This window comes from Croceitalea sp. MTPC5 (assembly GCF_036985505.1).
In the GTDB taxonomy this organism is placed as follows: Bacteria; Bacteroidota; Bacteroidia; order Flavobacteriales; family Flavobacteriaceae; genus Croceitalea.
Window position 1 is genome coordinate 919,911 of the sequence record NZ_BTGQ01000001.1, and the last position, 25,611, is coordinate 945,521.

A 25,611-nucleotide genomic window follows, 5' to 3' on the forward strand; every position below is an offset into this window, starting at 1 on the left:
CAACCTAAAGCAATAAATACTTTATTATGCATTCGCTTGTTTACCGTTCGGTAGCGGATGATTCGTTTGTGCTGCCAGAAATATATGGTATGTTGAGCAATGCAAAGGAATACAACGCAGAACACGGCATCACGGGTTGCCTTCTTTATCACAACTCGCACTTTTTACAACTTTTGGAAGGAGAGCAGGAAAAAGTACAACGATTATTCCACAAGATACTAAGGGACCCACGGCATCAAGATGTTCAATTAATTGAAAAAGAAGACACTCAAGGCAGGCTTTTTACAAAATGGAGCATGGCTTTTCATGATTATGGCCTGAACGGAACTTCCGCCAATTTAAAAATGGGACAAATTGATTCTTTTATCAACGTGTCAAATGCACTCGAAAGTAAAAACAAATTGATATTTCCATTTTTTGCGAATGTAAAAGAAATCCTATTTTCGTAAAAAAATGGATGTACCTATTTGCGTTGCTTTTTGATACTGGATTGCTTGTACTCATTTGGTTGGTGCAGTTGGTCATCTATCCAGGTTTAAAACATTATTCCTTAAAAAATCTCAAAAAGTGGCATCGGTCGTATACCAAAAGGATAACTGTTGTGGTACTGCCCTTGATGTTCGGTCAATTACTATTCACTACACTATTGGCAATCAAGGTCTTTGACACGTTGAACACCATAAAACTACTTATGGTAATTACGGCATGGGTACTGACTTTCAGCATTTTCGTACCATTGCATGGCAACATTGAAAACACAAATGAAAATGAAGCGATTACCAAAAAATTGGTGGTACGTAACTGGTCAAGAACGATATTGTGGTCGTTGATTTTTACAATCGGCCTTATACGGATTCTTACACTCGATCAATCTTGGCCCCTATAGCACGCAAACGTTCATCAATATTTTCATAACCCCTGTCAATTTGTTCAATATTGTGTATGGTAGAAGTACCTTTTGCAGAAAGTGCGGCTATCAATAATGAGACACCCGCCCTGATATCTGGTGAGGTCATTGTCGTGGCCTTTAGGGTAGATTGAAAGTTGTGACCGATTACGGTTGCCCTATGGGGATCACAGAGGATGATTTTTGCGCCCATATCCAAAAGCTTATCCACAAAGAACAGCCTGCTTTCAAACATCTTTTGATGAATGACGACCTCCCCTTTAGCTTGAATGGCAACGACCAATAAAATACTTAACAGGTCTGGGGTAAGGCCTGGCCATGGAGCATCTGCGATGGTCATTATCGAACCGTCAATATAGTTTTGTACTTGGTACCCCTTTTCATGCTTAGGAATATAAATATCGTCGTTGCGCCTTTCCAATTGAATCCCCAATTTTTGAAAAGCATTGGGAACTTGTCCTAAATCATCCCAACTGACGTTTTTAATAGTCAGTTCACTTTTGGTCATTGCGGCAAGACCGATCCAACTACCGATTTCAATCATATCGGGCAACATGGTATGTTCGGTACCGTTTAACGTCTCAACCCCTTCAATACGCAATAGGTTCGAACCTATACCCGTGATTTTCGCACCCATTCTTACCAACATTTTACAAAGCTGCTGCAAATAAGGTTCGCAAGCTGCATTGTATATCGTGGTTGTGCCTTTGGCCAAAACCGCGGCCATCAAAATATTTGCGGTACCCGTCACCGATGCCTCATCTAAAAGCATGTAGGTGCCTTTCAATTGCTTGGCCTCTACCCCATAAAAATGTTCTTCCTTATTGTACCTGAATTTTGCCCCAAGTTTTATAAAACCCTCAAAATGGGTGTCCAGTCTTCGACGACCTATTTTATCCCCTCCTGGTTTCGGTATGTAACCTTTACCAAACCTTGACAGCAATGGACCCACTAACATGATAGAACCTCTAAGACCACGTCCATCTTGTTTAAATTGATCAGATTGTAAATAATCCAGGTTCACATCGTCGGCCTTGAAAGTATAGGAACCCTTGCCCCTTTTTTGAATTTTAACCCCCAAATCTTCCAATAGGGCAATTAATTTGTTGACATCGACAATATCTGGAATATTATGTATCGTAACCTTTTCAGAGGTCAATAATACGGCACAAAGTATTTGTAATGCTTCATTTTTTGCACCCTGCGGGGTTATCTCACCATGTAATTGATGACCACCCTCAATTCTAAATGTTCCCATTTGAGACTATAAATCGGTAGTTAGTATCGTTTTTTTCCGCGATTGTTGCGCTGATTCTTTTTGTTGTTGGACCTATTATTGGTCTTCTGGATCCTATTCTTTAAGAACTGGGTGCTTTCAGTAAGTGTTTCACCATCAGGGGCCAAATCAATCTCGCCATCACTCAACTCTTTGAGGTGTGCAAAAATTGCGGAATCCTCAACCGTATCCTTATTCCAGTTGAGATAGCATTTTTTCATATGGTTTGCAATGGCATATTCAAGACCAGAACGCAAATCACCTTTTTCCCATTTTACTGCAACGTCTATCATTCGTTTTATGTTATTACCATAAAATCGATATTTAGGATAGTTTTGAGGATATTCCAACGCTTCTGGGCGTTTTTGCAGCACTTCTTTCGAAGTAATGGGGAACGGGGAATCAACATCCAATTGAAAATCGGACATAATGAACAATTGATCCCAAAGTTTATGCTGAAAGTCAGGCACATCACGCAAATGCGGCTGTAAATTCCCCATAACGCTTATAATGGCCTTGGCAACCTTATTACGTTCTTCTTTATCCTCTATTGAAACCGCATGGTCGACCATTTTTTGGAAGTGCCGCCCATACTCAGGGATAATCAATTTTGAACGCTCGGTATTGTATTCTAGGTTTTCTACTAAATTCAAATCGGAAAGTTTATGATTACATGAACAGGAAGAAACTGTTCTTATTCGCCTGCAAAATAAGAAAATTATACCATTCAGCCCTATTTACAACGATATTACGCCATCTATATGGGAGACTTCCTTATACTTTTCAATGACGGCATCAGGATTTTTAAGGTTGACCGTAATCGAAAGACTGGTATACGTGCCTTTCTTTGATTGTTTTGATTCTATCACGGCGCCGGTGTTATCAAAGATTTTGGCGATGGCATTGATTTTTTCCTCACCTGTAGGTACTATAAATTTATAAAGGTAATTCGAGGGCCATTTTCCGTTTTCCGATAATTGCTCCTTCAATCTTTTGTAAAACGCCTCTGATTTCTGGTCTTCCATCTCTATTTTTCAACAAATATAAGCGGTATAAATTCAATTTTTTTTGGTTGTAATGATTTCATTTCTTTGCAGCTTAAAAGTAAGATTCTTGAAGGCAGGTAAGATAGTCATAACCGGGGCACCGGGTACAGGTAAAACCGTTGTGGTCAAAGCTTTGGAAGCAAGGGGTTTTCATTGTTTTCATGAAATCATACGTAGTATGACCGCAAAAGCGAAAGAAGATGGAATCTCAAAAGAATTGGTTTCAAATCCGTTGGTTTTTGTCGATGACCCAAAAAAATTCAATCAGACCTTGCTCGATGCTAGGATAAATGATGTTATTCAAGCCGAAAAATCCAGTGAGACGGTTCATTTTTTTGATAGGGGCATACCTGACGTATTGGCGTATATGGACTATTTCAACCAAACCTACTCCAATGACTTCGTTAGGGCATGTGAGGATTATCGTTATGATATCCTGTTTATAATGCCCCCATGGAGGGATATCTATATCTCAGACAACGAACGTTTTGAGACCTTTGAAGAGGCAGAGGCAATTCATGAACACTTGATCGGTACCTACACGAAATTTGGCTATCGACCCATTGAAATACCAAAAACGACTATCGAAGATCGTGTTACCTTTATACTCGATGAATTAAAACTTGCTTAGTGCCGCTTAATCCAAAAGGAATTCTAAAAAAATATTGGGGCTATGCTACCTTCAAAGGTTCTCAAGAGCGGGTCATAAATTCAATACTTGACCAAAAAGACGTGTTAGCCTTGATGCCTACGGGAGGTGGCAAATCAATTTGTTATCAAATTCCCGCACTGGCCCAAGAGGGGCTTTGTATTGTAGTATCGCCTTTAATCGCCTTAATCAATGATCAGATCAGAAGCCTTAAAGCCAAAGGTATTAAGGCTATAGCATTGACTGGTGGACTCTCGTTCGAAGAGCTTAACAAGCTGCTTGACAATTGTGTATATGGCAATTATAAGTTCTTATACCTTTCTCCCGAAAGATTGCAACAAGAACTGGTGCAAGAGCGTATTACACAGATGAACATTAACCTGATTGCCATAGATGAGGCCCATTGTATCTCGCAATGGGGCAATGATTTTAGACCTTCTTACCTTAACTGCGCCATTTTAAGAAAACTACGGCCCAATGTTCCGTTCATTGCCCTCACCGCTACTGCGACCCATAAGGTCGCTAAAGGGATAGCTGAAAACCTACAATTGGTAAAACCAATAATTTTCAAAGATTCCTTCTCCCGTTCAAACATCGCGCTTTCGGTTAAACAAACCGACGACAAACGGTATCATTTAAAACAACTATTCAAAAACGATAGCGATACTGCAATTGTCTATGTAAGAACCCGAAGAAAAACGATGGAAGTGGCCAATTTTTTGAATGGTAAAGGTATCGTCGCTACCCATTTTCATGGGGGCTTGACAAAAGCCGAGAAAGAAAAAAAACTCAACGATTGGCTTACCGACAAAATTCCGGTAATCGTAGCGACCAATGCCTTCGGTATGGGAGTGGACAAATCGAACGTTAGATTAGTGGTACACTATCAAATACCTGACAGTATTGAAAATTATTTTCAAGAAGCTGGCAGGGCAGGCCGTGATGGACAACCTGCCAGAGCCGTGATTTTGACCAATAAAGAAGACGCCATGCAAGCTAAAAGGCAATTTTTAGAAAGCTTACCCACAATAGCACATGTAAAAAACACCTACCAAAAACTGAACAGTCACCTTCAAATAGCCTACGGGGAGGGGAGTGGCGAAACGTTTGGATTACATTTCAATGCTTTTAGCAACAAGTATAAGTTACCCCTACTTCTTACGTACAATACATTAAAAGTTCTAGACCAACATGGGGTCATCAGACTTTCTGAGGCCTTTCAACAAAAAACCATATTGAAATTCACCACTTCGAAGGAAGCTATTTTTGGTTATTTAGAGAACAATAGGGACATTTCAGATATCGTATTGACCATTCTAAGAACCTATGGGGGTATTTTTGATTTTGAAACTAGGATAAATACCTTTTTATTGGCAAAGAAGGGACACACCGATGAAAAAAAGGTTCAACAAATACTACAAAAACTGGAAAGCGATGGTATCGCAGCCTATAGTTCAAGCGATAGTGATTTAGAAATTACTTTTCTCGTGCCCAGGGAAGATGAAAAAACCATTCATCCATTTGCCAAAAAAATGGAACAATTGAACAATACTAAACGAGATCATTTAAGTGCTATGTTCGATTACACTCAGAATAGTGGTATTTGTAGAAGTAGATTTATACTTGACTATTTCGGGGAAACCCAACAAAAAGACTGTGGTCTATGCGACGTATGTGTCAAGAATGGAAGTGAACACCTGTCTTCAACCGAAATAAAGACCGAGATTTTAAAACAATTACAGCAAAGAAGTAAGACGTCTAGGGAACTTGCCGTCGGTCTTTTCCATAACGAAAGGCGGGTCTTGAGGGTTTTACAAGAGTTGCTGGAAGATGAAGCCGTAAAATTAAATCACAAGAACGAATATGGAATCAACAAGTAGAAAAAGGAGTTTAAGGATTGTTTTTATGGGTACTCCTGAATTTGCAGTTGCGGGGCTGGACAAACTGGTCACTAGTGGATATCATATCGTAGGGGTGATTACCGCACCGGATCGCCCCGCAGGGCGAGGAAGGAAAGTACAGCAATCCGCAGTAAAAAAGTATGCCCTTGACAACGAACTGAATTTATTACAACCCACCAACTTGAAAGACCCAGGGTTTATAGCTGCACTTGAGGATTTAAAAGCGAACCTTCAAATCGTCGTAGCCTTTAGAATGTTGCCGAAAGTCGTTTGGCAAATGCCCAAATATGGAACTTTCAACCTTCATGCCTCAATATTGCCTCAATACCGTGGGGCGGCCCCTATCAACTGGGCCATTATCAATGGGGAGACCCAAACCGGTGCCACTACCTTCTTTATAGATGAAAAAATAGATACTGGCGAAATCATAATGCAAGAAAAACTTGAAATAGCTGCTGATGAGACCGCTGGCGAATTGCATGATAGGCTGATGGCACTTGGAGCCGACCTAATACTCAAAACGGTCGTACGAATAGAAAAGGATACCGTTGAGCTTCAAAAACAAGAAGAAAATCAAAACCTAAAAACTGCCCATAAAATCTATAAGGAAACCTGCCAAATTAATTGGTCAAGGCCACTAAAAACCATTTACAATCACATTCGTGGTCTAAGTCCCTACCCCACGGCATGGAGTATCATGGTCAATGATGGGAATGAAATTTCGGTAAAGATCTTTAAAGTGGGTATGGAAAAGGAAAATCACACCTATACCAACGGTAAAATCATAGCGGATAAAAAGAGTATTAAAGTAGCCGTTGAAAATGGGTTTATCAATCTTTTGGAAATTCAACTGTCGGGCAAACGCAAAATGGCCGCCCATGAAGTTTTGAACGGACTTTCAATTTCAGAAGAAGCCTATATGCGCTAAAGCCTTGCTGTTACTGTGATAGCGAATTTTGGCCAAAAACATATGGCGTTATCAACAAACCATTCAAGTTATTAACAAAAAAGTTGATTTCCCTTGGTTTTACTTGTCTCGACGCTAAATCCGCATATTTTTGTTCAGCATTAAAATTATTTTAACAACAATTAATTAATTCCATTATGAACAAAACAGAATTAATCGATGCAATGGCAGCTGATGCTGGCATCACAAAGGCAGCAGCCAAAAAAGCATTGGAATCTTTCTTAGGAAATGTTGAAGGTTCCCTTAAAAAAGGAAACAGGGTTTCTTTGGTAGGTTTCGGATCTTGGTCTGTTTCTAAGAGAAATGCAAGAGAGGGTAGAAATCCACAAACTGGACAAACTATCAAGATTGCAGCTAAAAATGTTGTAAAGTTTAAAGCAGGTACTGAGTTGAGTAACGCTGTAAACTAGTAGCTATAATTTATACCGAATTTAAAAGCACCTCTTTGTAGAGGTGCTTTTATTTTTTACGAGTTTTTGAAATTATTGGATAAAAGCTTACATTTAGTACAGTTAGAACATTTTTAAGCGTAAAACCGTGCCTAGAAAAGGAAAATTATTGATTGCAGAACCGGCACTAACGGGTGACGTATCATTTAATAGATCCGTGGTACTGCTGGCAGAGCATAACGAAGAAGGTTCTGTTGGTTTTATACTGAACAAACCGCTTGAATACGATATTGGTGATTTGGTAACCGAAATCAAGGTGCCCTTCAAAGTCTATAACGGTGGACCTGTTGAACAAGACAATTTGTATTTTATTCACAAAGTACCCCATCTGATCGAAGGCAGTATTGAGATTTCCGATGGTATTTATTGGGGGGGCGATTTTGAGAAAACCATCAAATTAATCAATGATCACAAAATAACGGAATCCGATATTCGATTTTTTCTGGGCTATTCTGGTTGGGACTCCCTTCAACTTGATCAAGAACTTTTATCGAAATCGTGGGTGGTCGTAAATAATGAGTATGAAAGCTCAATCATAGAAAAATCATCTTCTGCATTTTGGAAAGAGAAAATGGTTGAATTGGGTGGGGATTACCTGATTTGGTCCAACGCCCCAGAAAACCCTACCTTAAACTAGGCCAACCGCGCCTTGGCATTCAGTTTGCCCAGCAATTGTTTCGAAACTTCGAAATTGTATTCCTTTTTGCGATATCCAGTTATAGGTATAATCCCTGAAATACTGTTGGTAATAAAAAGCTCATCTGCCTTTTGTAATTCAAATGGGGATATTGATTCTTCCAAAATTTCAAAATCCGTCAGGGACCCTATAAGTTCAATCAGTTCTTTGCGAATAATACCGTTTAAACACCCGTCTTTTAAGGGAGGGGTTTTTATACTAGTCCCTTGAACCAAAAATAAATTTCCATTAATCGCCTCTACCACCTGTTTTTTACCATTCAATAACAAACAGTTTTGATATCCGTTTTCGTTGGCAAACACGCCAGCGACTACATACAACACTTTATTCGTGGTCTTAAGATTTGATAACATATCAGCGTTCACGTAATAATCTTTGAACAACGCTACCTCGCAGGTATTCCCCGAAATGGTGTAAAAAAGTTCGTTCAAGGGTGAGACCGTAATGATGTAGTTGATGTCGTTATTCTTAGGTGCATACAATCCACCTTCTTTTCGATATACCAATAACTTCACCCTTGCACCCGTATTGGTCAAATCATTTTTCGCAATGGTCTTGGTAATCCCATCCTCTAAGAACTCCATCGTAAAGTCCATCGGTATTTCCATTCGAAGAATGCGCATACTTGCCATTAGCCTGAAATAATGCGATTCCCAAAAGAAAATCTTTCCATTAACGACCCGCAGGGTCTCAAAAAGGGCATCACCGTATTGAAGACCGCGGTTTTCTTGATTAAGAAAAAAAGATGAGGATTCTAGTAATTGACCGTTATAATTTACCATTAGGGTGCCTTGAAAAAATCAAGGGCAAAGATACGATGTTCTGTAAAGTCGCTATTTATTTTGAGCCTAATACTTGTTTTAAATCAGAGATTTGATTGGTCCATAACATCTTGGCCTCTTCCAATTCATCCTCTTCGGCAAAATCACTGATAAATAGCGATACGTCCTTGGTAATCTCATCTACGATGATACGCATTTCAAAATAGCTATCATCATCGTTTTCTTCCCAAGCGAATCGAACAAATTCATCGCTCTTTCGTTTTAAGAGCTTGGCATTCTCTTCAGACCCGTCCCATATGAATATAAATAACTCCCCGCGAGAGTTCACATTATCGGCAAACCATTCTGAAAGGCCAGAAGGTGTTGAAATATATTGATATAGTAATTGTGGCGATGACTGAATTACAAATTCAATTTCAAATTTTATTTTATCACCCATTAGTTGTACGTTAATTGTTTGATGTATTGAACTCGTTTAAACTGTTTCTATTGGTTAAAAAATTACCCTTTTTCACCCATTTCTTGTCTTTTTTTCTTTCCGTAGCGCTGTTATGCAACTCAAAAAAGTCTTCGAATGGGCAAAAAATGTCTGATTTTCGCTTCAATCCAAAAAGATTAAACAAGTTCATTTCTATAATCCGGTAATATAAAAAAATAAACGTCAATTAATAAATTAATTCTGATTTTTGATTGGGCGAAAAATTACATTTATATTTGCAGCCGCTTTACTAAAACAAGGCGAGGTAGCTCAGCTGGTTAGAGCGTCGGATTCATAACCCGGAGACAAAATTGAAATATTGTAGTAAATGGCGAGGTAGCTCAGGTGGTTAGAGCGTTGGATTCATAACCCAGAGGTCGGGGGTTCAAGTCCCCCTCTCGCTACTTTTTGATGATAAAAAACCCAAGACGAAAATCTTGGGTTTTTTTGTTCTGTACAACATATGTACAACATTTTTGGTTTTTCCTTATCATTCCACATAGTCTCTAAAAATAGTGTGCCTACCGTGCTTGACCACCAAATTCGGAAGCTGTTTCAAAGGGCTAATTTTTTCGACTATATCCACACGGTAGAATTTGCCATCAATTTTGAATAATTCTTTTTTTCTTGCCCCAAATGCTGCGGATTGAAAAGACCTTTCCTCAAAATAGGTAAACTCCCAATACAGTTTTTCTGGGTCGATTTTTCTAAAAATCGTGATTAAATGTGCATACATGGTCATTGCAATGGTGCTTTTGATTTGCCAGTATTACCCAAAAGCCGAAGCGCAACGGTCTGCAATTTACACGGAAAGAAAGCCTTTTTTGAAAACCCCGTTCTGATAAAACCTATGAAATCCCTATCGGCATATTCTATAACCTTGACATTATAGAATTTATGGTCAGTCGGAAAATCAAGAGGTTTTCCCTTCCATTGCACCAATCGGTACAAGGCTTCCAACTTTTTACCATATAATCCTGTCCTTTCGTTGTGGTAGACGAAATTGTGAATTGTCCCGTAATGCTGTTCTTTGATGTTAGATCTGTTCTTTTTATTTGTTTTCATTTTTGTTATTTAGAGTAAAATTGAATTTGGCCAATTGATTGCCTATATATTAATGGAACTTGTGACCTGATCCATCTTTTCACTTTAATAGCGTGTTTAACGATCTTTTGCCTTAAGTAATGCTCAACATTTGATTTTGCTTCTCCGATCATATCTTCCTTTCCCAAATCCCCATAATAGCCATAACAACTGTCCAAAGTATTTCCACTGGAATCGGCAATGGAGTAACCGAATACATTACCCGTCAAATAATCATCGTACAACCGAACATTGTCCCTAATCATTTCTTCCAATTCCTTGGCAGTTTTATCCCCTGCCCTTAAACCCCATTGCTTCAACGTAGGAATATCTATAAAGGCAAAACCGATTTGGCTGCTATCCCAACAGCAAATAAAAGGACTAGTCTTAATAGTAATGCCACCGTGGTCGTACATGAAAACTGGCAATATGGCCAAGGGGCAATATTCATCTTCAACAGCTTCTCTTATAGCTTCCCAACTCTCAAATTCATTGGTATCAAAATCGGTGTTATTATGCAAATCATATCGTTTGTGGTTTAGACAAAAAAGTACATGCCCATCCCAATCCCTAAGTGGATTTTGGGGAAAATCAGCCCGCTCGATTTTGATTTCATATCCTTTATAATGCAACGTTTCCATGTCTGATATTTTTTAGCGTCAATATTTTAATTCTCAATTAGACCAAAATCGAATTGACCTTCCCACTCTCCAAATTCACAAATGCCCCATGCTTTTGAATCTGCTTGTGGTACAATAACCGAAATAGGCAATCGGAAGCATGGGCGACCAGTACATCGTTGATGAAAAGTGATTGCTCGTTCAGCTTATCGGAATAGGCACATCCCGCACCTTGAAGACGGGGAATGTCATGGGCATCCAAATCGGGAAAAAAATCGATGATGTTTTTGAGTTTGTCCACCATTTCAAAATCTTCCCGTTCCATATTTCGTTCTTCCTCGAACAAAGTTCCTAACACGAATTGCCCACTATCCCTACAGTTGCCAATGTCCAGCCAATAGAACATGCTTTGATATTCAGACCCCTTGAAGGGAAATGCAAGCGATTTTGATAACAGCGTTCTAAATCGGGCATTATCGACACAAGTGATTATGATGTTCGCCCGAATATCCTCGCCATCGGGAAGTGCATCCATGGGAATTCCTTCCCATTGCAGACCAAAGGCAATATTTACCTTATTGACGGCATTGACCACTTTATACTCCCCTACATCACTAAGGGCATAGAGTTGTCTGCCAACATTGTTGTTTTCAACCATATCCGAATCATAGGCGATTATGTGCAAACCTGGGTGTCCGATTTGGCGCAGGGCAAAATCCATCCGTGCCAACCGTGCCAGCATCAGGGAACCTGTACCCCCTACCCCGATCAATGCGATGGTTATGGGATGTGTTGGATTGTAAAAGTAGTTGGGAGCGAAATGAATTCTAGTTTTCATATAAATCCTTTAAGGTCAATTTGTTTTTTTTCAGTAGAGCGTCATCAAAGAATGTTTTCCTGAAATTCCGTTTCATTACATCCACAATGTTCCCTTTCGCAATGTTGTTGTGATGGGTAGCCGTAAAAACGGAACGAAAGAATTGCTGCTCGACAAACCCCATGATGTCCTCGTAATAGTCAAAGCCGTCATAATCCATCGAGGCATTGCCCATACATACATTTCCTTGCCTCCCTACGTTCAATAACGGTGCGTGGTACAATGAAACGGTGTCGGTCAATGTATCCTTTCGATGGAGGGCAAAGACTTTAAGGGTGTTCCCTTCAAGCTTGAAGATCAGTTTTGGCAAGGGATAATTTCCCGAAGCGATACCCGTTCGTGTATCGAAATACAGGGTGTGCTGTTTTGGATGGACGTACCATACCAGTTGGAGATTTCCTTTGAAATCAAAATGAATAAGGTTCTTGGGCAACATTCCCTTAAACCTGAACTTTATCAAATCCCCTTCCAAACACCTAAAGAGGTTTCGGGCGGTATCCTTGGTCAGCGGCATCCCTGCCGTAAGCTTTGCCCCTACGATGTTGTGATATGAAAAGTAGTGCCCCCTGTTGTAATAATCTTCTTCTTGGGAATAACCGATAATGGCAAATTTTGGAAGAAAGTGTTCATCGGGCCGTAAATTGGCAATCTGTTCCATGTTCAAAGCAGTCTTAAAAGTTCGTTGAGATCGGTAAGAAATTCTTCCAATCGATTAAGTTTGTAGGTCGACCCTTCCTCAAAGGGCTGTAGGTTACCTTTTTCGACCGTAGTTAGTTCATAGGCAGAAATAATGTCATATTCGTTGGAACATTCGTTGAGCATTTCGATATAGGAACGGGTAAATTCACTGTCCGCATCGTCAACTATCAGGAAAGATTCCCAATGCTCGAACATACTTTCATAGGCATCCCTTGTTCCGATACGGAACGGCACCCGAAAATCAATGGTATCGGCTTTTGATAACAGTTCCTTGATTCGCTTGTGCAGGGGTTTTCGAGGACGGTATTTTAGTAAAAGGAATTTCCAATCCTGTGGTTCGTATTCGTCGAACAGCTTTTGGTAGCGACCAAAGAACCTGACCGAGTTACAATTATCAAAAACACTACCGTTTTTCCTGTGGTAGGCTTCTTCCTCAAATAGATATTCCCAAAGCCAGTCCACCCTATCCTCTCCCGTATGGAAAAGATTGATATAGGGTAGGCTTTTGATAAAGGATATTAGTATATCAAAAAGCATAGGGTTTTTCCATCGAAGGGGCATAACGGGTCGCAACGGAATGCAATAGACCGTGCTACGATTCCCGATATGGCGTTTCAAGACCAAGCGCAGGTCGGCATCTTCCCGTAAAACTTCGATATGGTCGATTCTTGCCCTTTCTTTCAGCCGATTGGCACATCGCAATATCAAATCATCCAAGCTATCGGATGCCGAAAACCGCCAGTCGTCAATATTTCCCGAAAAGTTACGGGTGGCATCCACCATTAAACTGGCAAGTGCCTTTATATCAACCGATGATCCGTCCTCGATTATCGGCTTGGAAAGAATAGGCAGAACGCTCAGGTCAGAAAGGGAAATACTTTTGGTTGCAAGACTTTCGGTCTTTGCGTTCCGTACCTGTAATGGGATTGTTGAACCGCCTTGAACAATCGGGCGTGGAACTCTTTGAGTTCTTTCGATAAAAGGGGTGTCGGTTTGTGGGTGCATCTTTCGTGTTTTAGAAATTCGTCTACGTTCATCGGTCTATCCCTTTGTTCCTGCCAAGGTCTTGAAATGGATTTCATGATGGCCATTGACTATGCCCTTGTCCATGATATTGGCGTTGGTCAGTTCGGCATAGATCTGCGAATAGTGTTCCATCACTTGCTGATGGGTCAATTGGCTATCCAAATCATCCAACTCAATGGCATTGTTGTTGCCGTCTTGGTAGATGTACTTGCGTTCTATTGTTGCGATTTCCATCATTGAAAAAGTTTTGGGGATTCGTATGCTTTCATATCCTTGATGACCTTTTGCGCTTCCTTGTGGTTCGGGTCTATCTTCAAGATTTCGTTGGCAATGTCCGTTGCCTTCTTATGGTCGCTCATGGGGTTAAAGTCCTTCTCTTTTAGAAGTTGCTTTAACTCGGTGGCCTTTTTGGTAGTCGATTCTTTTTTCTTCTTGGCCTGTTGGGTCTTTTGTTCGGTTTCCGCCAAGGCTTTTTCAAAAGCAACGGTGTTTCTGAAAAGTGCCTTGGTCTGCTCCAAGGGTTTTTGAAGAACTTGAAAGAATTTCTCGTCCACTTCCGTTACGTTTCCCCGTAGGGTAAGCGGTTTTATGGATTGGAGGGCCTTGTCCTTGGCGCTCGATTTGGGCAATACGGACACGCTGACCGAATCCCCATCAAAAGAGACACTGATGCCATATTGTTCTATTCCCGTTTGCCGTAATGTTGAAAAGAAGTCTGTCATAGTAACGGTATTTATAGTTCTTAAAAAAAATTAGTTAAAAGCGGGGCTTGGTTTGCACCGTATTAATTTGCCCCGCTCCTTCCTTAACTCTCTTTCAAGATACGCCCATACCTGTGGGAATCCTCGTAAAAACAGGCTAAAATGCACCCTTGACTTCCTTCTCCCTATCCACAAAAAAAGCGCCCGGAGGGCGCAAGCGTTAGGGATAGTAGCGGCATCGACCGTAGTGGGCCGTTAGGGTTCGTTTTCGTGGAAAGCGACAGCGGAGCTCTTCCACGGATTACGAAACCTTGGGGCCTGCAAGGGCGATATAGCGGATAGCCCGGCCAACGCCAAACTACTGCATTCACTACTTGTTGTAAAACTGATGTACAAATTGATTATTGGAGAATATTAGTCGTGAAGGAAATTCTTTTTGATTTATTAATATATTTATTACTAAACCAATTACGATAGAGATAAAAAATATTGAATGAATAAAAGGGTTCTTTTGATAGGAAATGATATTAACAACGCTACGGAGTCATATTCTTGGAACGATTTGATCAACGGCCTTCTGGAATATGCAAAAATCGACAGGAACATCAATAAAATCGATAAGCCATTTCCTATGCTTTACGAAGAGATATACCTGAATTCCCGAAGGGTCCATAATACACCGGAAAGTAGACTTAAAAAATATATAGCCTCAAATACCAGAAAACTTAGGCCAAACCAGCTTCACGAATCAGTCCTAGGTTTGGGAATCGAAAATATATTGACCACGAACTATGACCTGTCCTTTGAAAAGGCAACGGGAGTTGACCATGGAAAAATTACGAATAGGGGTTTCATCAAAGAGAGTTCGTACAATATGTTCCGTTATCACGATACGGGAAAACATCGTATTTGGCATATTCACGGTAGTCAAACCGTACCCAATACGATTACATTGGGGTATGAACACTATAGCGGGTATCTGCAACAAATGCGAAATTATGTTGCAACGGGTACCAAGGGTATTTATAAAAAGAGAGATTTTTTGCCAATTGCCAAAAGAGTCAAAGAGGGAAACCTGACCTACGAGAGTTGGGTAGATTTTTTCTTCACTCGTGATATCTACATCTTCGGACTGAACCTTGATTTCGTAGAAATGCATCTCTGGTGGCTTTTTACCTATCGCGCAAGGGTCATGGTAGAGAATCGTTTTCCAGTAAGTAACAGAATACTTTATTTCTATCCAAAAAAATATGAAAGGGCCTCAAAGCATAAATTGGAGATGTTCAATGTCAACGGAGTGGAAACGTATCCTGAAAAACTTCGGGGGAATTCTCGAATGAATTATTACAACCGAATAATAGGGCGAATTAAAGACGGGATATAACCATGGGTAAAACCAAAACCTTGTTGATTGACTATGCGGAACCCATGAAGCGAAAGGAGATCCAAGCTTTTTATCAATCATTGATAAAATTAAATGAGTCAAAACAGAGCGCTGCCGATGTTTACTTTCATAAAAATAAAAACCTGCTCATTAACGCCTACTATGAATACGAGGAGGTACAGATCATGAACTACCAAACCCAAAAGAGGGAATTGTTGGCACAGAAAGAATTATGGTCGAAAAAGATATGTGGTGGATGTGGCAGTAAACTCAGATTAGTGGATTCTAGTTATGGGAAATTCTGGGGGTGTCCAGGTTTTAGGGACAAGTCCGCAGAGCACATTACCTTTCCAACGAACTATGGGGAGATATTTGCATCGAGATACAAAAACGTAAAGGTCAGGATCAATGCACATTGGGCAACCGACATTATAAGGATGACCAATTCTTCTAAGGACTTAAAGGCCGCACAATTAGTAAGATTGTATGGAGAAGAGGGAATGGGAGACTTGAGAAAAAAATATGGCTATAAAAGTACATTGAAAAGTATCTCCGGCTATGTAACCGCCAAGAAGAATTCTTTCCGGGAAGAAATTGAAATTACAAATGCCCTTTCCGAATTCTTCCCGAAAAGCAAAACACAATTGGGCATTAGGTATAGATTAAAGGATGAATACGAGAAGGTGGCCATTATCGATTTCGTGCTTTCTGACGACCAAGTTGTGTATCTAATAGAAATCAAGAGAAGAATATATGATATACAAATTGAACAACTTGAGCTTTATTTCGCTTTGATGGATTATATTATGAAGGAGGCGGATGATGATAGAGACTGTAAAGGTTTATTTATGGTCTATAGTGAAGAAACGTATGGCTTCACAATTGACGAAAAGTATATCGCTTTTGAAAGTGTCAGGAACAAAGCATCCAAATTAGCACTTAAGTCCATCTTCAATAAAAATGCGGAGATAATGGGTAGGTGATACGTATAATTTAAAAGTGGGCCTTGAAATTAGTTGCCTATATAGGTTTATCCTTTGACCAAAAAAAAACATGAACCAAAAAATAAGACAATTCCTAATTGACCAATCCATTCTTGGACAACCCATATATTATGAAGATGTTGCCAACCAAATCGGGCTAAACCTTGCATTGGATAGGGATAGGAATGTTCTAAGTAAGACCCTGGGAGAAATCTCCGCGTATGAACACAAAAACGGAAGACCTTTGATCAGCGCGATGGCTATCTATAAAACCGCAAATGACCACGGAAATGGTTTTTACAATCTTTGTGAAGAATTGGGTATTGGAAAGGCAAATCAATTGAAAAAGGAGTTTTATGGGCTTGCGGAAATCGAAAATTGTAAGTCGTTCTGGAAGAACAGGCTTCATTATGACCAATTCTATAATTTAAAAAGACCTACTTATAAGGAAAATGAAAATCCTTTCTTCAACATTGACGAAATAGATTTTTTTGGACGGTGGGCGGATAAAGTTTACGATAAATCCAATAAAGACAATGTAACTGCAAAAGATCATCTTTTGAACACGGTTTGGAAGAAAACCAAATTCTGGTCTACGGAAGTTGTTGAAAGACTCGAATACTATGAAACATCGAACAAGATGATATGGAGCAAAAGGGGTTGGGCCGATGGGAAGAGAGTTGCAAATTTCAAACCCTATACTTGGGCAAGAATTTTCAAAAAGGGAAACAAGGAAAAGGATATTTTTTTTACTGTTGGTGTTGATCCCTCAAAACAAGCTTTGGTATACAAACTTGATTTCTATCAAGAGAACGACTCAAACTTGTCCAAAAAACAAAAAGAGCTTTGTCTACAGTACATTCCCAAAAGTCTGAAATGGAATGAAATCCCGGCGCAAGAGTTGTCAGGATGGGACTGGGAATCATTGATAAAAAAGACTGTTGATTTTATCTCAAAAAATTCACATCATTACGACCAACTTCATTTATTGGTATGGGGCAAGGTACCTATTGAAAAAGTCTTTAGAAACAATTTGACGTTAAGGGGTTTTCCTGAAGACGGTTTTTCGAAACTACCCTCCCTTGACCCTGGTTTTAATGGAATTACTATCGATTTTGAAAAAAAGAACAAGGAAAACAAGGAGCTCGGCAATATGGGCGAAGCGTTGGTATTGGAATATGAGCGGAAAAAACTAAAAGAAAAAGGGTTGAATGATTTACTGGACAAGGTTAAGATTGTCAAAGATGGCAAGGGCTATGATATACGTTCATTTGATGAAAACGGAAATAAAATCTATGTAGAAGTCAAAACCACTAAGGGGGAGGCAAACACACCATTTTATTTAAGCCTAAACGAAAAACTGTTCTCCGAAAAGAACAAAGCTACATATCTTGTTTATAGATTATACAATTATGAAACGGAAACGAATTATGCGGACTTTTTTATACTAAAAAACCTGACGGAACAACTGTTGTTTCAACCGACACAGTTCAAGGTCTATCTAAGAAAGAAATCCAAAGACGGTCAGTAAGAATTTTACGATGTCCGAATTTTTTATTGATTTGAAGTTATTTTCTTTAGTAGCCCAACTCTTTGGAAGTGACTATTTGATTACTTTTTGAGGGGATTTTAGTTTTTTCATCAGTTTCATTTTCCGGTTCGGCATCGTACTTTTCATCAAGGTCGGTATTGATTTCAACGAGCCTTTTCTGAACCAATGCCAGTTTTTCGGTCTTGTCGAATTCAAGTTCCAATACTTTCCGGTTGGCCTTTATGGATTTTTTGTACTCGGCCAGATGCTCTTTTTGCGCTAAGAGGGATTTTGGTATTTTGGATAGCGCATTGTAGACGTAATCGGTCAGGCTTTGCCAGTTGGTCACGATTCTCTTCGAACCATAACCATAAGATGCATGTGGGGTAAGTACCAATAAGCGGTGGTGCAATTTGTCTTCTACGTCAAGAACCAGTCTTGCATTGGATATAGTCATAATGGTATGCTGGCCAACTTCTTCCCGTTTGGCCTGTAACCTCGAATTAAGTATTTGGCCCAACATATTGGCATCCATGGTATCGGGGCTATCAAGTGCCTTTCCCAATGCACTATAGTAAACGTCCTTTTCTTGCAGCGTGGTCCACAAGGACAGGTCTTTTTCAAGTTTGTCAATATTCTTTGTCGTTCTTGTCAGTTCGGTTTCATAAAAGGCGATATTGTTCTTGGCCTCCAAACGGTTCTTCTTGAAAATGGATCGTTCCAGTTCCAGTTCGTCCAATTCTTTGCCCAATTCCTCTTTTTCCAGATACAACGGGTCGTTCTTTGCGACCGCCAAGAGCGTTTTGTAATCTATGGTGCCCTCATCGTTTACCGCGCCCATATCCAGCCGATTGAACTGTATGGTGCCATTGGTCAATTGCTCGATAAAATTTTTCTTGATGTTGACGTTGTTGAGCATGAGGGCATCGGTACAGTTTTCGACAATGTAAAAGGAAACAACGACCTTGTCCCCAAAATGCTGCTTTGCGCCAATATTGCCTTTACGGACTCCCCTACCGTTTCGTTGGTCGATGTCCGTCGGACGATAGGGAATGTCCACGTGATGGATGCGTACCAATCTTTCTTGAATATTGGTACCGGTCCCCAACTTTTCAGTAGAACCGATGATGACCCTATAAGTGCCTTCGTTCACTTGCTTAAAGCATTCCAGCCGCTTGTTGTCGGTCTTGAAATCATGGATAAATACCACTTCTTCTTTGGGAATATCGAATTCTTCGGTCAGAATGCGTTTGAGTTCATCGTAAATATTAAATGTGTCTTTCGGTACGCCCAGGTCCGAAAAAATGGCCTGTGTACCTTTAAAAGCGTCCGTTTTCCTATAGGTGTCATATACCTCGGAGGCTATTTTCTGCAGTTTGGCATCGCCCGGATCTTCTAGGTTCTGGTTCAACATCCTTGGGTCTATGGAGGCGTTTCTCATGTGGTGCAAGGCAATCAGTGAGAGGGCGCTTTTTTGGTCTTCCGTATAGTCCTTATCCCCATATAATAGGCTGCTGTCCCCCGTTCTTAGAAATTCCTTGATCTGTTCAAAATATTCCAATTGGGCCGCCGTGGGTTTTAGCGTGTGCACATCGAGCTGCATTTTGGGCCTATCGATTTGGTGCGTGGTTCCGTTGACAATTATGGAAATCTCATTGTACAGCGAGGACAGCAGTTTCATTTTCTTGAACGAACGAAAGCGTTCCCGCACTTTATAATCCCCCGAGACGGTAGGTTCAAATTCATAGGATTTGTTGGCGAAGACCTGTGCCCATTGGTCGAATGATGTAATGTTCATCTGTTCCATTCTATGCGGGATCAGATATTTGAACAGCACATAGACCTCCGTAATGGAATTGGAAATGGGCGTACCCGATAGAAAAGTGGTCTGAAAATCCCTTGTCCTTGCCTTCTGCAGTGTTCGGATGGCCACCAAAAGGTTTTTACTGCGTTCGGAGCCTTTGTTGGTATTCAGCCCCGCAACCCTGTGGTGCCTTGTTGTGTACATCAGGTTCTTGAACTTGTGGGATTCATCTACCATAATATGTTCAAACCCCATCTGCTCAAAATCGATGGCATCGTTCTGTTTGCTTTTGATCTGGTAATAGACCTGCTCCAAGGTTACATTCAGGTTTTCCTTTCGTTTCTCCAGACCTTTGAGCACCCTTTTGCCTACATCGTATTTATTTTCGTTGATTACGCTAAGGTCGCGTTCAAGGTTTGCCAGCTCCTCGCTTATGATTTCATGGATGATCTCGGGGGATTGGGGTATGAACTTAAACGTGTCATGACTCATCAGCACGACGTCATGCCGGCCATTTTTTATTTTCTTAAAAAAGGTGTCTCGCTTTGTCTTCCCGTTTACTACCTTATCATGGGCCACCAATAGTTTCATCGTGGGAAATGCATTTAACAACTCCCGTTCCAATTGCACCACGGTGGAGCGAAGACCGATGACCAATGTCTTTTCCGAGAGGTTCAGCTCCTTTAGTTTCTGGGTCGTAAGGGCAATATCCAAGGTTTTTCCAAAACCGACTTCCTTGTTGACCAAAAGGCCTTGGTTTACGATGATTCCCGCAACCGTATCCATTTGGCTTTTGTACGGGGTAAAATATTGCAGCCCTTCAAAATGAAGGTAGTCACCGTCGTATTTCGGATGGACCTGGGCATCGTAGGTATTGTAAAAAATACGCTCCAATTGCGCCTTGATTTCAGGCTTACCCAAGATGTATGTGGTAAACTCCTTGTAAATAAGGTCGAACTTGATGCGTATTTCCTGCATTTTCGCCTTGTCCGTGCGCTTATATTGTTTCGAGCCTTTTGTGACGTAGGGTATGGTGGAGTTCAATGCGCCTTCCAATATCTCTTTGAAATTGTAATAGCGATGTTCCGTACGCACGCTGAATTTTTTGATATACTCATAATCCGTCTTTTCGATTTTGACCATGTACTTGGAGGTACTCTCGTTATAGGCGATATGTACCAAGGAGCGGTAGGTGTCGAAAATGAAGGCTTGGGTATATTCAATGGGAAACCACGGTTCATGGAGTTTGATATCCAGATCCTCGTAAGGGGTCATCGGTGGCTTTACCTTTTCCAAGGCAACAACAGTACGTTCGATATAGGATTTGTCCACATAGGACTGATATTCCCCAAAATCGTTTTTGCGATAGGCATTCAGTTTTTCGTAAATGGTTCCCGATAAAAACAGGAACTTGGGGGCCAGTTCCCATCCCTGCTCCTTCGGGTCCAAAAACAACAGTTGCAGATCCAAAGCCTTTTTTATGATTTCGTCCTGTTCCATGCCCGTGTTCGAAACCAGGGAATCCAATTTTATTCGATTGAATTTGTTCAGGGAATAATAAATGGCATCTTCCAAGCTGAGCACTTTCTTCGGCTCTTGCGGCTTTTCTTTTGAAATCGACCGGAATGATTTATTGAAAACCTCCGATTTGATAAAGTTTCCGTCTTTCGGTGTTTCCAGCCCCAAAATCAAAGGCCCCTGAATATCCAAGGTCACAAAGGGATAGTTGGCTTTGTTATGGAGCCGCCCGTACTGGAAATTGAAGGCATCGTATTGATAGTCTAGCTCGTCCCTTACCTTGTCGATCTGTTCTTCGGGTGCCCGTAAAAATTTGAAATAGGTATCCCGCAGCGCTATTATTTTTGACAGCCTATCGAACTCCCGGGGCTTTACTTTCAATAACCGTAAACCGTTTTCCTCTTCTACTTTATAGAGTTTTTGTTGCTTGATGGTCAGATTTCCAGGTTTAAGTTCGGGATCATCAGCACCGGAAATACCGATGGCCGTTTCTTCCGCCTGCGAGGTTTCTTTAGGTTTTGGGGCAATGGCCGGAATTGTGGCCTTTTTTTGCGCCTTTGGTTGCACGGTAAATCCTGCCATCAACGCTTTGATTTCAAGAGCGATCTGCGCCAAGCCTTTATCGCTTTTTACGGTGTAGTCCGCATTGTTGTAGAGACCGCCTTCTTCGATAGTTCCAATAATTTGGGAGGTATATTCGGTATAGTAGTCGTTTATCTGAACGTTATTTTTCCCTACGGTTTGCTCTGAACTGTTGGCAAACAAGCTGTTTATTTTCTTCTGTTCGTTCGAAGTTTCAATACGCCGGTTATTTTGGAAAACCAGAATATCCGTTACAATAGCCGTGTTCTCTTGGGAAAACGTAGTATCGGGCAGACGCACCCCACCCATAAAATTGTTTCGCTTGATGATATGCTCCCGAATTGGAACGTATTTGGTCCTGTCCATAAAATTCTTGGTGCATATCAAAATGGAAACACCTGAAGGTTTTAGACATTCAAGACTTCTGTAGACAAAATAGGAATGGATATTTCTGGAAATCTTGGTTTGTAACGGATGGCCCATTAGACCGCTGTCGAATATTTTATTGTCCCCAAAGGGCACATTGCTGATGACCAGGTCATAGCTTTTCGCAGCATCGGTCCGGGAAAGGTTTTCAAAGGGAACGCCGAAGATTTTGACCCGCTGCCGGAACCTGAAGTTGTGCTCCAATATTCGTACGGTTAGTATCTCCTTTTCAAAAGCGGTAAACTTCGCGGAGGGATAGCGCCTCAACAATTCCCGAATGAACAGACCGTTACCGGCGCTTGGCTCAAGAATGGTTTTAGGAGTAAAGGACCCTTGGGTTTTTAAATAGTGGGATATTGCATCGATAATCGGCTCGGGGGTGTAAAAAGAATTAAGCGATCCTTTTTTTAGGCTACCGATAATGGTGTTTGTGTATTCTTCGCCATAATATTTCTCCAATATCCTAATGAGCTGTGCCCGGTAGGCATCATTTTTTAGAATGTCGAAGATATTTCCGAATCCTGGATTGTTGATGAAAAAATGGGATTGATTTTCAGGACTGTGGAGTGCTTCAATCGTCCGGACCAAATAATCCAGGTACTTCTTTTTTGAGTATTTCATTTTGAGTGAGTGAGTTAAGGAACTTGATCGGATGGTTATGTTACATACTTAATCCTTTGTTTTGGTTACTGTTCAGAAGCTTGCGAACTTCTTGCAGATCATTTCTTGAGAGCGTAAAACCCAAGTCCTTTTGTAAAGCCATATTGCATTTGTCCGTTATATTTTCAGACCTGCAAAGAATTCTCTGGAACTCTTTTTCATGTTTGAGAAAATATTCCTTGGCAAGGTCGATTCCGTGTTCTTCGACCATACATTTTCTGGCATATCTGAGCCTTTTACAAATCCATTCGTAATTGTAGTACAAAAGGTTTTCGTACAAATCACGGTTCGCCATATAGTTATCCGAAACCAACTTTCGTGTTTCCCTATCGAATAGAATAACACTGCCGTTATCGTCCCCTTCGCTAAAATCCATGTAGTAGGTAAAATCGATGGTTTCCATTACCTTCTCAAAGGTGTTGCCCTGATGTATAAGCATATTCCGATCCATGCTATTGTTGTTTTACTTGTGCAGTTTGTATGGTTTGATTTTTTTGAAGTTTTGCCAACGCAGTTTGGAAATTAGTACTTCGGGAATAGGTTCGGTTGATGTGTTCCAATACCGAGTCGTCAACCGGTCTGGAATTCATTGCTGACCGATGATGTTTCCCTTCCAAAAAATGCCATTTTCCTGTGCCATAGTGCTTTTTTAGACTGGCCTCATTGGTGTCGGATTTCAAGGAAATGGCATCCGTTTCGACCAAAAAGTTCTTTTTTGAAATGACCTCTTTCGATATATAGTACTTTTCAATGGCCGAGAGCGAACCCGATTGCATCCGGCTTTCAAAATTTTCCCAGCGTAAACGCCCCTTTCCATTTGCCCCGTCATGTTTCCCTATCTGTAACGTTCCATTTTGAACCCCTAGGCGGAGTCCATGTTTAAGATGGGCCAATACTATAATTCCGCTATCGAGAAATCGCTTCTTAAACTCTTGCTTTTCAAAATAAATGGATTCCTGTTTCGGTGCCGTTTCCATAAATGACTGAAAAACAAAATAAAGGTCGGTCGCCTCGGTCAATGTCATTATGGTTTCCTTCCCTTGCGACAAGGACAGATAAAATTGCTGGCCAAAATAGTTTTTGGGGTTCACTAATAGGTCTTCCTTTGGGGAGGAAATACTATTTTGAAAATAGGTGTTGCTATGAAATGTTTGCCGAACGGCATCATTATAGACCCGACAAATCGCCAATTTGTAATCTTGGCCGACTTTCAGAGCACCTATATCGAAAAAAATATGGCTTAATTTAAGTTTATTGCCCATTTCCGGATGCAGTGCACCAAAGTACCGTTCCAATCTTACCGTGTCATAAGGTTTCCATAGGGGAATATTTTCATGATTGCGATAGGCTACGCAGAAAGTTTCGTTAAGGGTGTCAAAGCCCAATTGCATCATGGCCACTAGCTTTTCCCCTTCCATGACCCGAAGATTTCCGAAGGGAACAATCTTGTGGTCTTGTTCTATAAAACGTTCTTTCCGTTTTGCGGCTACCAATTGTAATTTAAGGTTCTTATCTACATATCCCCTTTTTGCAAGCTGGAGTTGTTTCATGAAACCCAATCGTTTCGCATCGTTTACCTCTTCAGGTGTTACTTTGTCGTATTCCAGAAGGCTGAAATCCCTGAAATCGGGGTCTTTAGCGCTCATCCTATAGTTATTTACGGAATGGTACAGCCTTCTTGCCGAACGCAGTACCTTCTGCCAACGTTTAATGCTATTCTTCTCCATCTTTATTTGGATTTATTTGGATTACATGTTCATATATCTTCTTCTTTAAGGCAAGTGAGGGTCTCGGATCGATCTTTACTTGATTTTTGATGGTCTCGTAATGTAAGTGGTAGCCAGTGGAACTTCCCGAACTTCCCACGGTAGCGATGAGTTCATGCTGTTCGACCTTTTGGCCCTTATGGGCCAAAACTTTATCCAGATGCCCATAAAGGGTCTGAAAACCGAATCGGTGCTTGATTATGATATGGGTTCCATAGCCCTTATCGGAATAGAAAATATCGGTAATGATACCGGAGGCCGATGCATAAACGGGTTTGCCGTTGGATGCGGCCAAATCGATTCCAAAATGTTTTTTTGTCTTTCCGGAAATCGGATGGCTCCGAATACCGTAATCGCTCGAAAGTATATAATCTCCTTTTTCCAAGGGAACGGCGGAAGGGAGTTGCTCCAATAGTACGTGGCGACATTTCAAGTACGTTTCCAGTGAACCTATATAGGAATAATCGGGAATTTGATAGAGATACGTCACGATGCGTTCCTCGATGGCCATCAGTAGTTGTTCCCGCTCTTTTTGAACGGTCAGTGAATCGCCATAATCGGAATTTATATTCAGTTTTAGGCGTTCTTGATACTGGGCCATGGCAACGGTGGCGTCATGCAGTCTCGTTTCCGACATCTTGTGATCTCCCTGTACAAAATACACAAGGCATACAAGCGTCAATAAAAGAAGATAGGCCAACTCCTTTCTTCCCAATTGTTTCAAGCATTCCCAAATGCCCAAGATGATATTTTTTGTTCGAAATGTTGTGAATTCAAAAAAATTCATATATTTGTATTT

The 25,611-nt window shown here is 40.7% G+C and carries 27 protein-coding genes and 1 tRNA gene; 11 read left to right on the forward strand and 17 right to left on the reverse strand.

The genetic code is table 11. The features are described 5' to 3' along the window. Positions 1-26 precede the first annotated feature (26 nt). Positions 27-449, forward strand: a complete 423-nt coding sequence (locus AACM45_RS04200; protein WP_339140974.1) for a BLUF domain-containing protein — start codon at positions 27-29, stop codon at positions 447-449. A gap of 8 nt (positions 450-457) precedes the next feature. Continuing rightward, positions 458-886 carry a hypothetical protein gene (locus tag AACM45_RS04205; RefSeq protein WP_339140975.1) on the forward strand — a complete coding sequence of 143 codons (429 nt, stop codon included), beginning with the start codon at positions 458-460 and terminating at the stop codon, positions 884-886. Here the strand turns inward: AACM45_RS04205 and murA are convergent. The 3 genes from murA to AACM45_RS04220 form a co-directional block, all read right to left on the reverse strand. Continuing rightward, on the reverse strand, positions 858-2,165 hold the full coding sequence (gene murA / locus AACM45_RS04210) for a UDP-N-acetylglucosamine 1-carboxyvinyltransferase (protein WP_339140976.1): 1,308 nt from the start codon (positions 2,163-2,165) through the stop codon (positions 858-860). The genes AACM45_RS04205 and murA overlap by 29 nt on opposite strands. Before the next feature lie 20 nt (positions 2,166-2,185). Next, a complete protein-coding gene (locus AACM45_RS04215; RefSeq protein WP_339140977.1) occupies positions 2,186-2,836 on the reverse strand; it encodes a DUF4290 domain-containing protein in 651 nt (216 codons plus the stop codon). Between the two features lie 84 nt (positions 2,837-2,920). Then, positions 2,921-3,208 carry a DUF493 family protein gene (locus AACM45_RS04220; RefSeq protein WP_339140979.1) on the reverse strand — a complete coding sequence of 96 codons (288 nt, stop codon included), beginning with the start codon at positions 3,206-3,208 and terminating at the stop codon, positions 2,921-2,923. Positions 3,209-3,296: 88 nt separating this feature from the next. Here AACM45_RS04220 and AACM45_RS04225 point away from each other — a divergent pair, with 88 nt between their 5' ends. From AACM45_RS04225 to AACM45_RS04245, 5 genes are all read left to right on the forward strand, one after another. Then, positions 3,297-3,860, forward strand: a complete 564-nt coding sequence (locus AACM45_RS04225; RefSeq protein ID WP_339140981.1) for an ATP-binding protein — start codon at positions 3,297-3,299, stop codon at positions 3,858-3,860. Next, on the forward strand, positions 3,860-5,758 hold the full coding sequence (locus AACM45_RS04230) for a RecQ family ATP-dependent DNA helicase (RefSeq protein ID WP_339140983.1): 1,899 nt from the start codon (positions 3,860-3,862) through the stop codon (positions 5,756-5,758). Before AACM45_RS04225 ends, AACM45_RS04230 begins: the two co-directional genes overlap by 1 nt. Further along, a complete protein-coding gene (gene fmt / locus AACM45_RS04235; RefSeq protein ID WP_339140985.1) occupies positions 5,742-6,707 on the forward strand; it encodes a methionyl-tRNA formyltransferase in 966 nt (321 codons plus the stop codon). The genes AACM45_RS04230 and fmt overlap by 17 nt, the downstream gene beginning before the upstream one ends. A 176-nt stretch (positions 6,708-6,883) precedes the next feature. After that, entirely contained in the window at positions 6,884-7,156 is a 273-nt protein-coding gene (locus tag AACM45_RS04240; RefSeq protein ID WP_339140987.1) for an HU family DNA-binding protein, read from the forward strand. A gap of 127 nt (positions 7,157-7,283) precedes the next feature. Continuing rightward, positions 7,284-7,832: a YqgE/AlgH family protein gene (locus AACM45_RS04245; RefSeq protein ID WP_339140990.1), complete on the forward strand. Its 549-nt coding sequence runs from the start codon at positions 7,284-7,286 to the stop codon at positions 7,830-7,832. Here AACM45_RS04245 and AACM45_RS04250 read toward each other — a convergent pair. Continuing rightward, complete coding sequence (locus tag AACM45_RS04250; RefSeq protein ID WP_339140992.1) at positions 7,829-8,674, reverse strand: aminotransferase class IV; 846 nt, start codon at positions 8,672-8,674, stop codon at positions 7,829-7,831. The two genes, AACM45_RS04245 and AACM45_RS04250, sit on opposite strands and share 4 nt — an antisense overlap. 55 nt (positions 8,675-8,729) lie before the next feature. Beyond that, a complete protein-coding gene (locus AACM45_RS04255) occupies positions 8,730-9,113 on the reverse strand; it encodes an START-like domain-containing protein (RefSeq protein WP_339140994.1) in 384 nt (127 codons plus the stop codon). Positions 9,114-9,482: 369 nt separating this feature from the next. On the opposite strand from AACM45_RS04255, the gene AACM45_RS04260 reads away from it, so the two are divergent. Then, a tRNA-Met gene (locus tag AACM45_RS04260) sits at positions 9,483-9,556 on the forward strand. An 86-nt stretch (positions 9,557-9,642) separates the two neighbouring features. Here the strand turns inward: AACM45_RS04260 and AACM45_RS04265 are convergent. From AACM45_RS04265 to AACM45_RS04300, 8 genes are read right to left on the reverse strand one after another with little or no spacing between them, the layout of a single operon-like run. After that, positions 9,643-9,894, reverse strand: coding sequence for a hypothetical protein (locus AACM45_RS04265; RefSeq protein ID WP_116183674.1), 252 nt, complete (start codon positions 9,892-9,894; stop codon positions 9,643-9,645). Then, positions 9,891-10,217: a hypothetical protein gene (locus tag AACM45_RS04270; RefSeq protein WP_116183675.1), complete on the reverse strand. Its 327-nt coding sequence runs from the start codon at positions 10,215-10,217 to the stop codon at positions 9,891-9,893. Before AACM45_RS04270 ends, AACM45_RS04265 begins: the two co-directional genes overlap by 4 nt. A gap of 5 nt (positions 10,218-10,222) precedes the next feature. After that, positions 10,223-10,876 carry a hypothetical protein gene (locus tag AACM45_RS04275; protein WP_339140997.1) on the reverse strand — a complete coding sequence of 218 codons (654 nt, stop codon included), beginning with the start codon at positions 10,874-10,876 and terminating at the stop codon, positions 10,223-10,225. A gap of 37 nt (positions 10,877-10,913) precedes the next feature. Then, positions 10,914-11,693 (reverse strand): PRTRC system ThiF family protein, encoded by a 780-nt coding sequence (locus AACM45_RS04280; protein WP_116183677.1) that lies wholly within the window; start codon positions 11,691-11,693, stop codon positions 10,914-10,916. Beyond that, positions 11,683-12,390, reverse strand: coding sequence for a hypothetical protein (locus AACM45_RS04285; protein ID WP_116183678.1), 708 nt, complete (start codon positions 12,388-12,390; stop codon positions 11,683-11,685). Before AACM45_RS04285 ends, AACM45_RS04280 begins: the two co-directional genes overlap by 11 nt. Positions 12,391-12,392: 2 nt before the next feature. Further along, on the reverse strand, positions 12,393-13,436 hold the full coding sequence (locus tag AACM45_RS04290; protein ID WP_339140998.1) for a hypothetical protein: 1,044 nt from the start codon (positions 13,434-13,436) through the stop codon (positions 12,393-12,395). Positions 13,437-13,472: 36 nt separating this feature from the next. Then, positions 13,473-13,694 (reverse strand): PRTRC system protein C, encoded by a 222-nt coding sequence (locus AACM45_RS04295; RefSeq protein ID WP_116183680.1) that lies wholly within the window; start codon positions 13,692-13,694, stop codon positions 13,473-13,475. Then, complete coding sequence (locus tag AACM45_RS04300) at positions 13,691-14,179, reverse strand: PRTRC system protein E (protein WP_339140999.1); 489 nt, start codon at positions 14,177-14,179, stop codon at positions 13,691-13,693. The genes AACM45_RS04295 and AACM45_RS04300 overlap by 4 nt, the downstream gene beginning before the upstream one ends. A 472-nt stretch (positions 14,180-14,651) precedes the next feature. Between AACM45_RS04300 and AACM45_RS04305 the strand changes: the two genes are divergently transcribed. The 3 genes from AACM45_RS04305 (at position 14,652) to AACM45_RS04315 (ending at position 18,056) form a co-directional block, all read left to right on the forward strand. Further along, positions 14,652-15,542 carry an SIR2 family protein gene (locus AACM45_RS04305; RefSeq protein WP_339141000.1) on the forward strand — a complete coding sequence of 297 codons (891 nt, stop codon included), beginning with the start codon at positions 14,652-14,654 and terminating at the stop codon, positions 15,540-15,542. Positions 15,543-15,544: 2 nt separating this feature from the next. Continuing rightward, complete coding sequence (locus tag AACM45_RS04310; protein WP_339141001.1) at positions 15,545-16,525, forward strand: hypothetical protein; 981 nt, start codon at positions 15,545-15,547, stop codon at positions 16,523-16,525. Between the two features lie 70 nt (positions 16,526-16,595). Further along, positions 16,596-18,056, forward strand: a complete 1,461-nt coding sequence (locus tag AACM45_RS04315; RefSeq protein ID WP_339141003.1) for a DUF3883 domain-containing protein — start codon at positions 16,596-16,598, stop codon at positions 18,054-18,056. Between the two features lie 46 nt (positions 18,057-18,102). Here AACM45_RS04315 and AACM45_RS04320 read toward each other — a convergent pair whose 3' ends face one another. The 4 genes from AACM45_RS04320 to AACM45_RS04335 are packed head-to-tail and all read right to left on the reverse strand — an operon-like array spanning position 18,103 to position 25,599. Further along, entirely contained in the window at positions 18,103-23,007 is a 4,905-nt protein-coding gene (locus AACM45_RS04320; RefSeq protein WP_339141004.1) for an SNF2-related protein, read from the reverse strand. A gap of 40 nt (positions 23,008-23,047) precedes the next feature. Continuing rightward, a complete protein-coding gene (locus tag AACM45_RS04325) occupies positions 23,048-23,497 on the reverse strand; it encodes a hypothetical protein (RefSeq protein ID WP_339141005.1) in 450 nt (149 codons plus the stop codon). 1 nt (position 23,498) lies between these two features. After that, entirely contained in the window at positions 23,499-24,773 is a 1,275-nt protein-coding gene (locus AACM45_RS04330) for a hypothetical protein (RefSeq protein WP_339141007.1), read from the reverse strand. After that, a complete protein-coding gene (locus tag AACM45_RS04335; RefSeq protein WP_067030381.1) occupies positions 24,760-25,599 on the reverse strand; it encodes a M23 family metallopeptidase in 840 nt (279 codons plus the stop codon). Before AACM45_RS04335 ends, AACM45_RS04330 begins: the two co-directional genes overlap by 14 nt. Between the last annotated feature and the right edge of the window lie 12 nt (positions 25,600-25,611).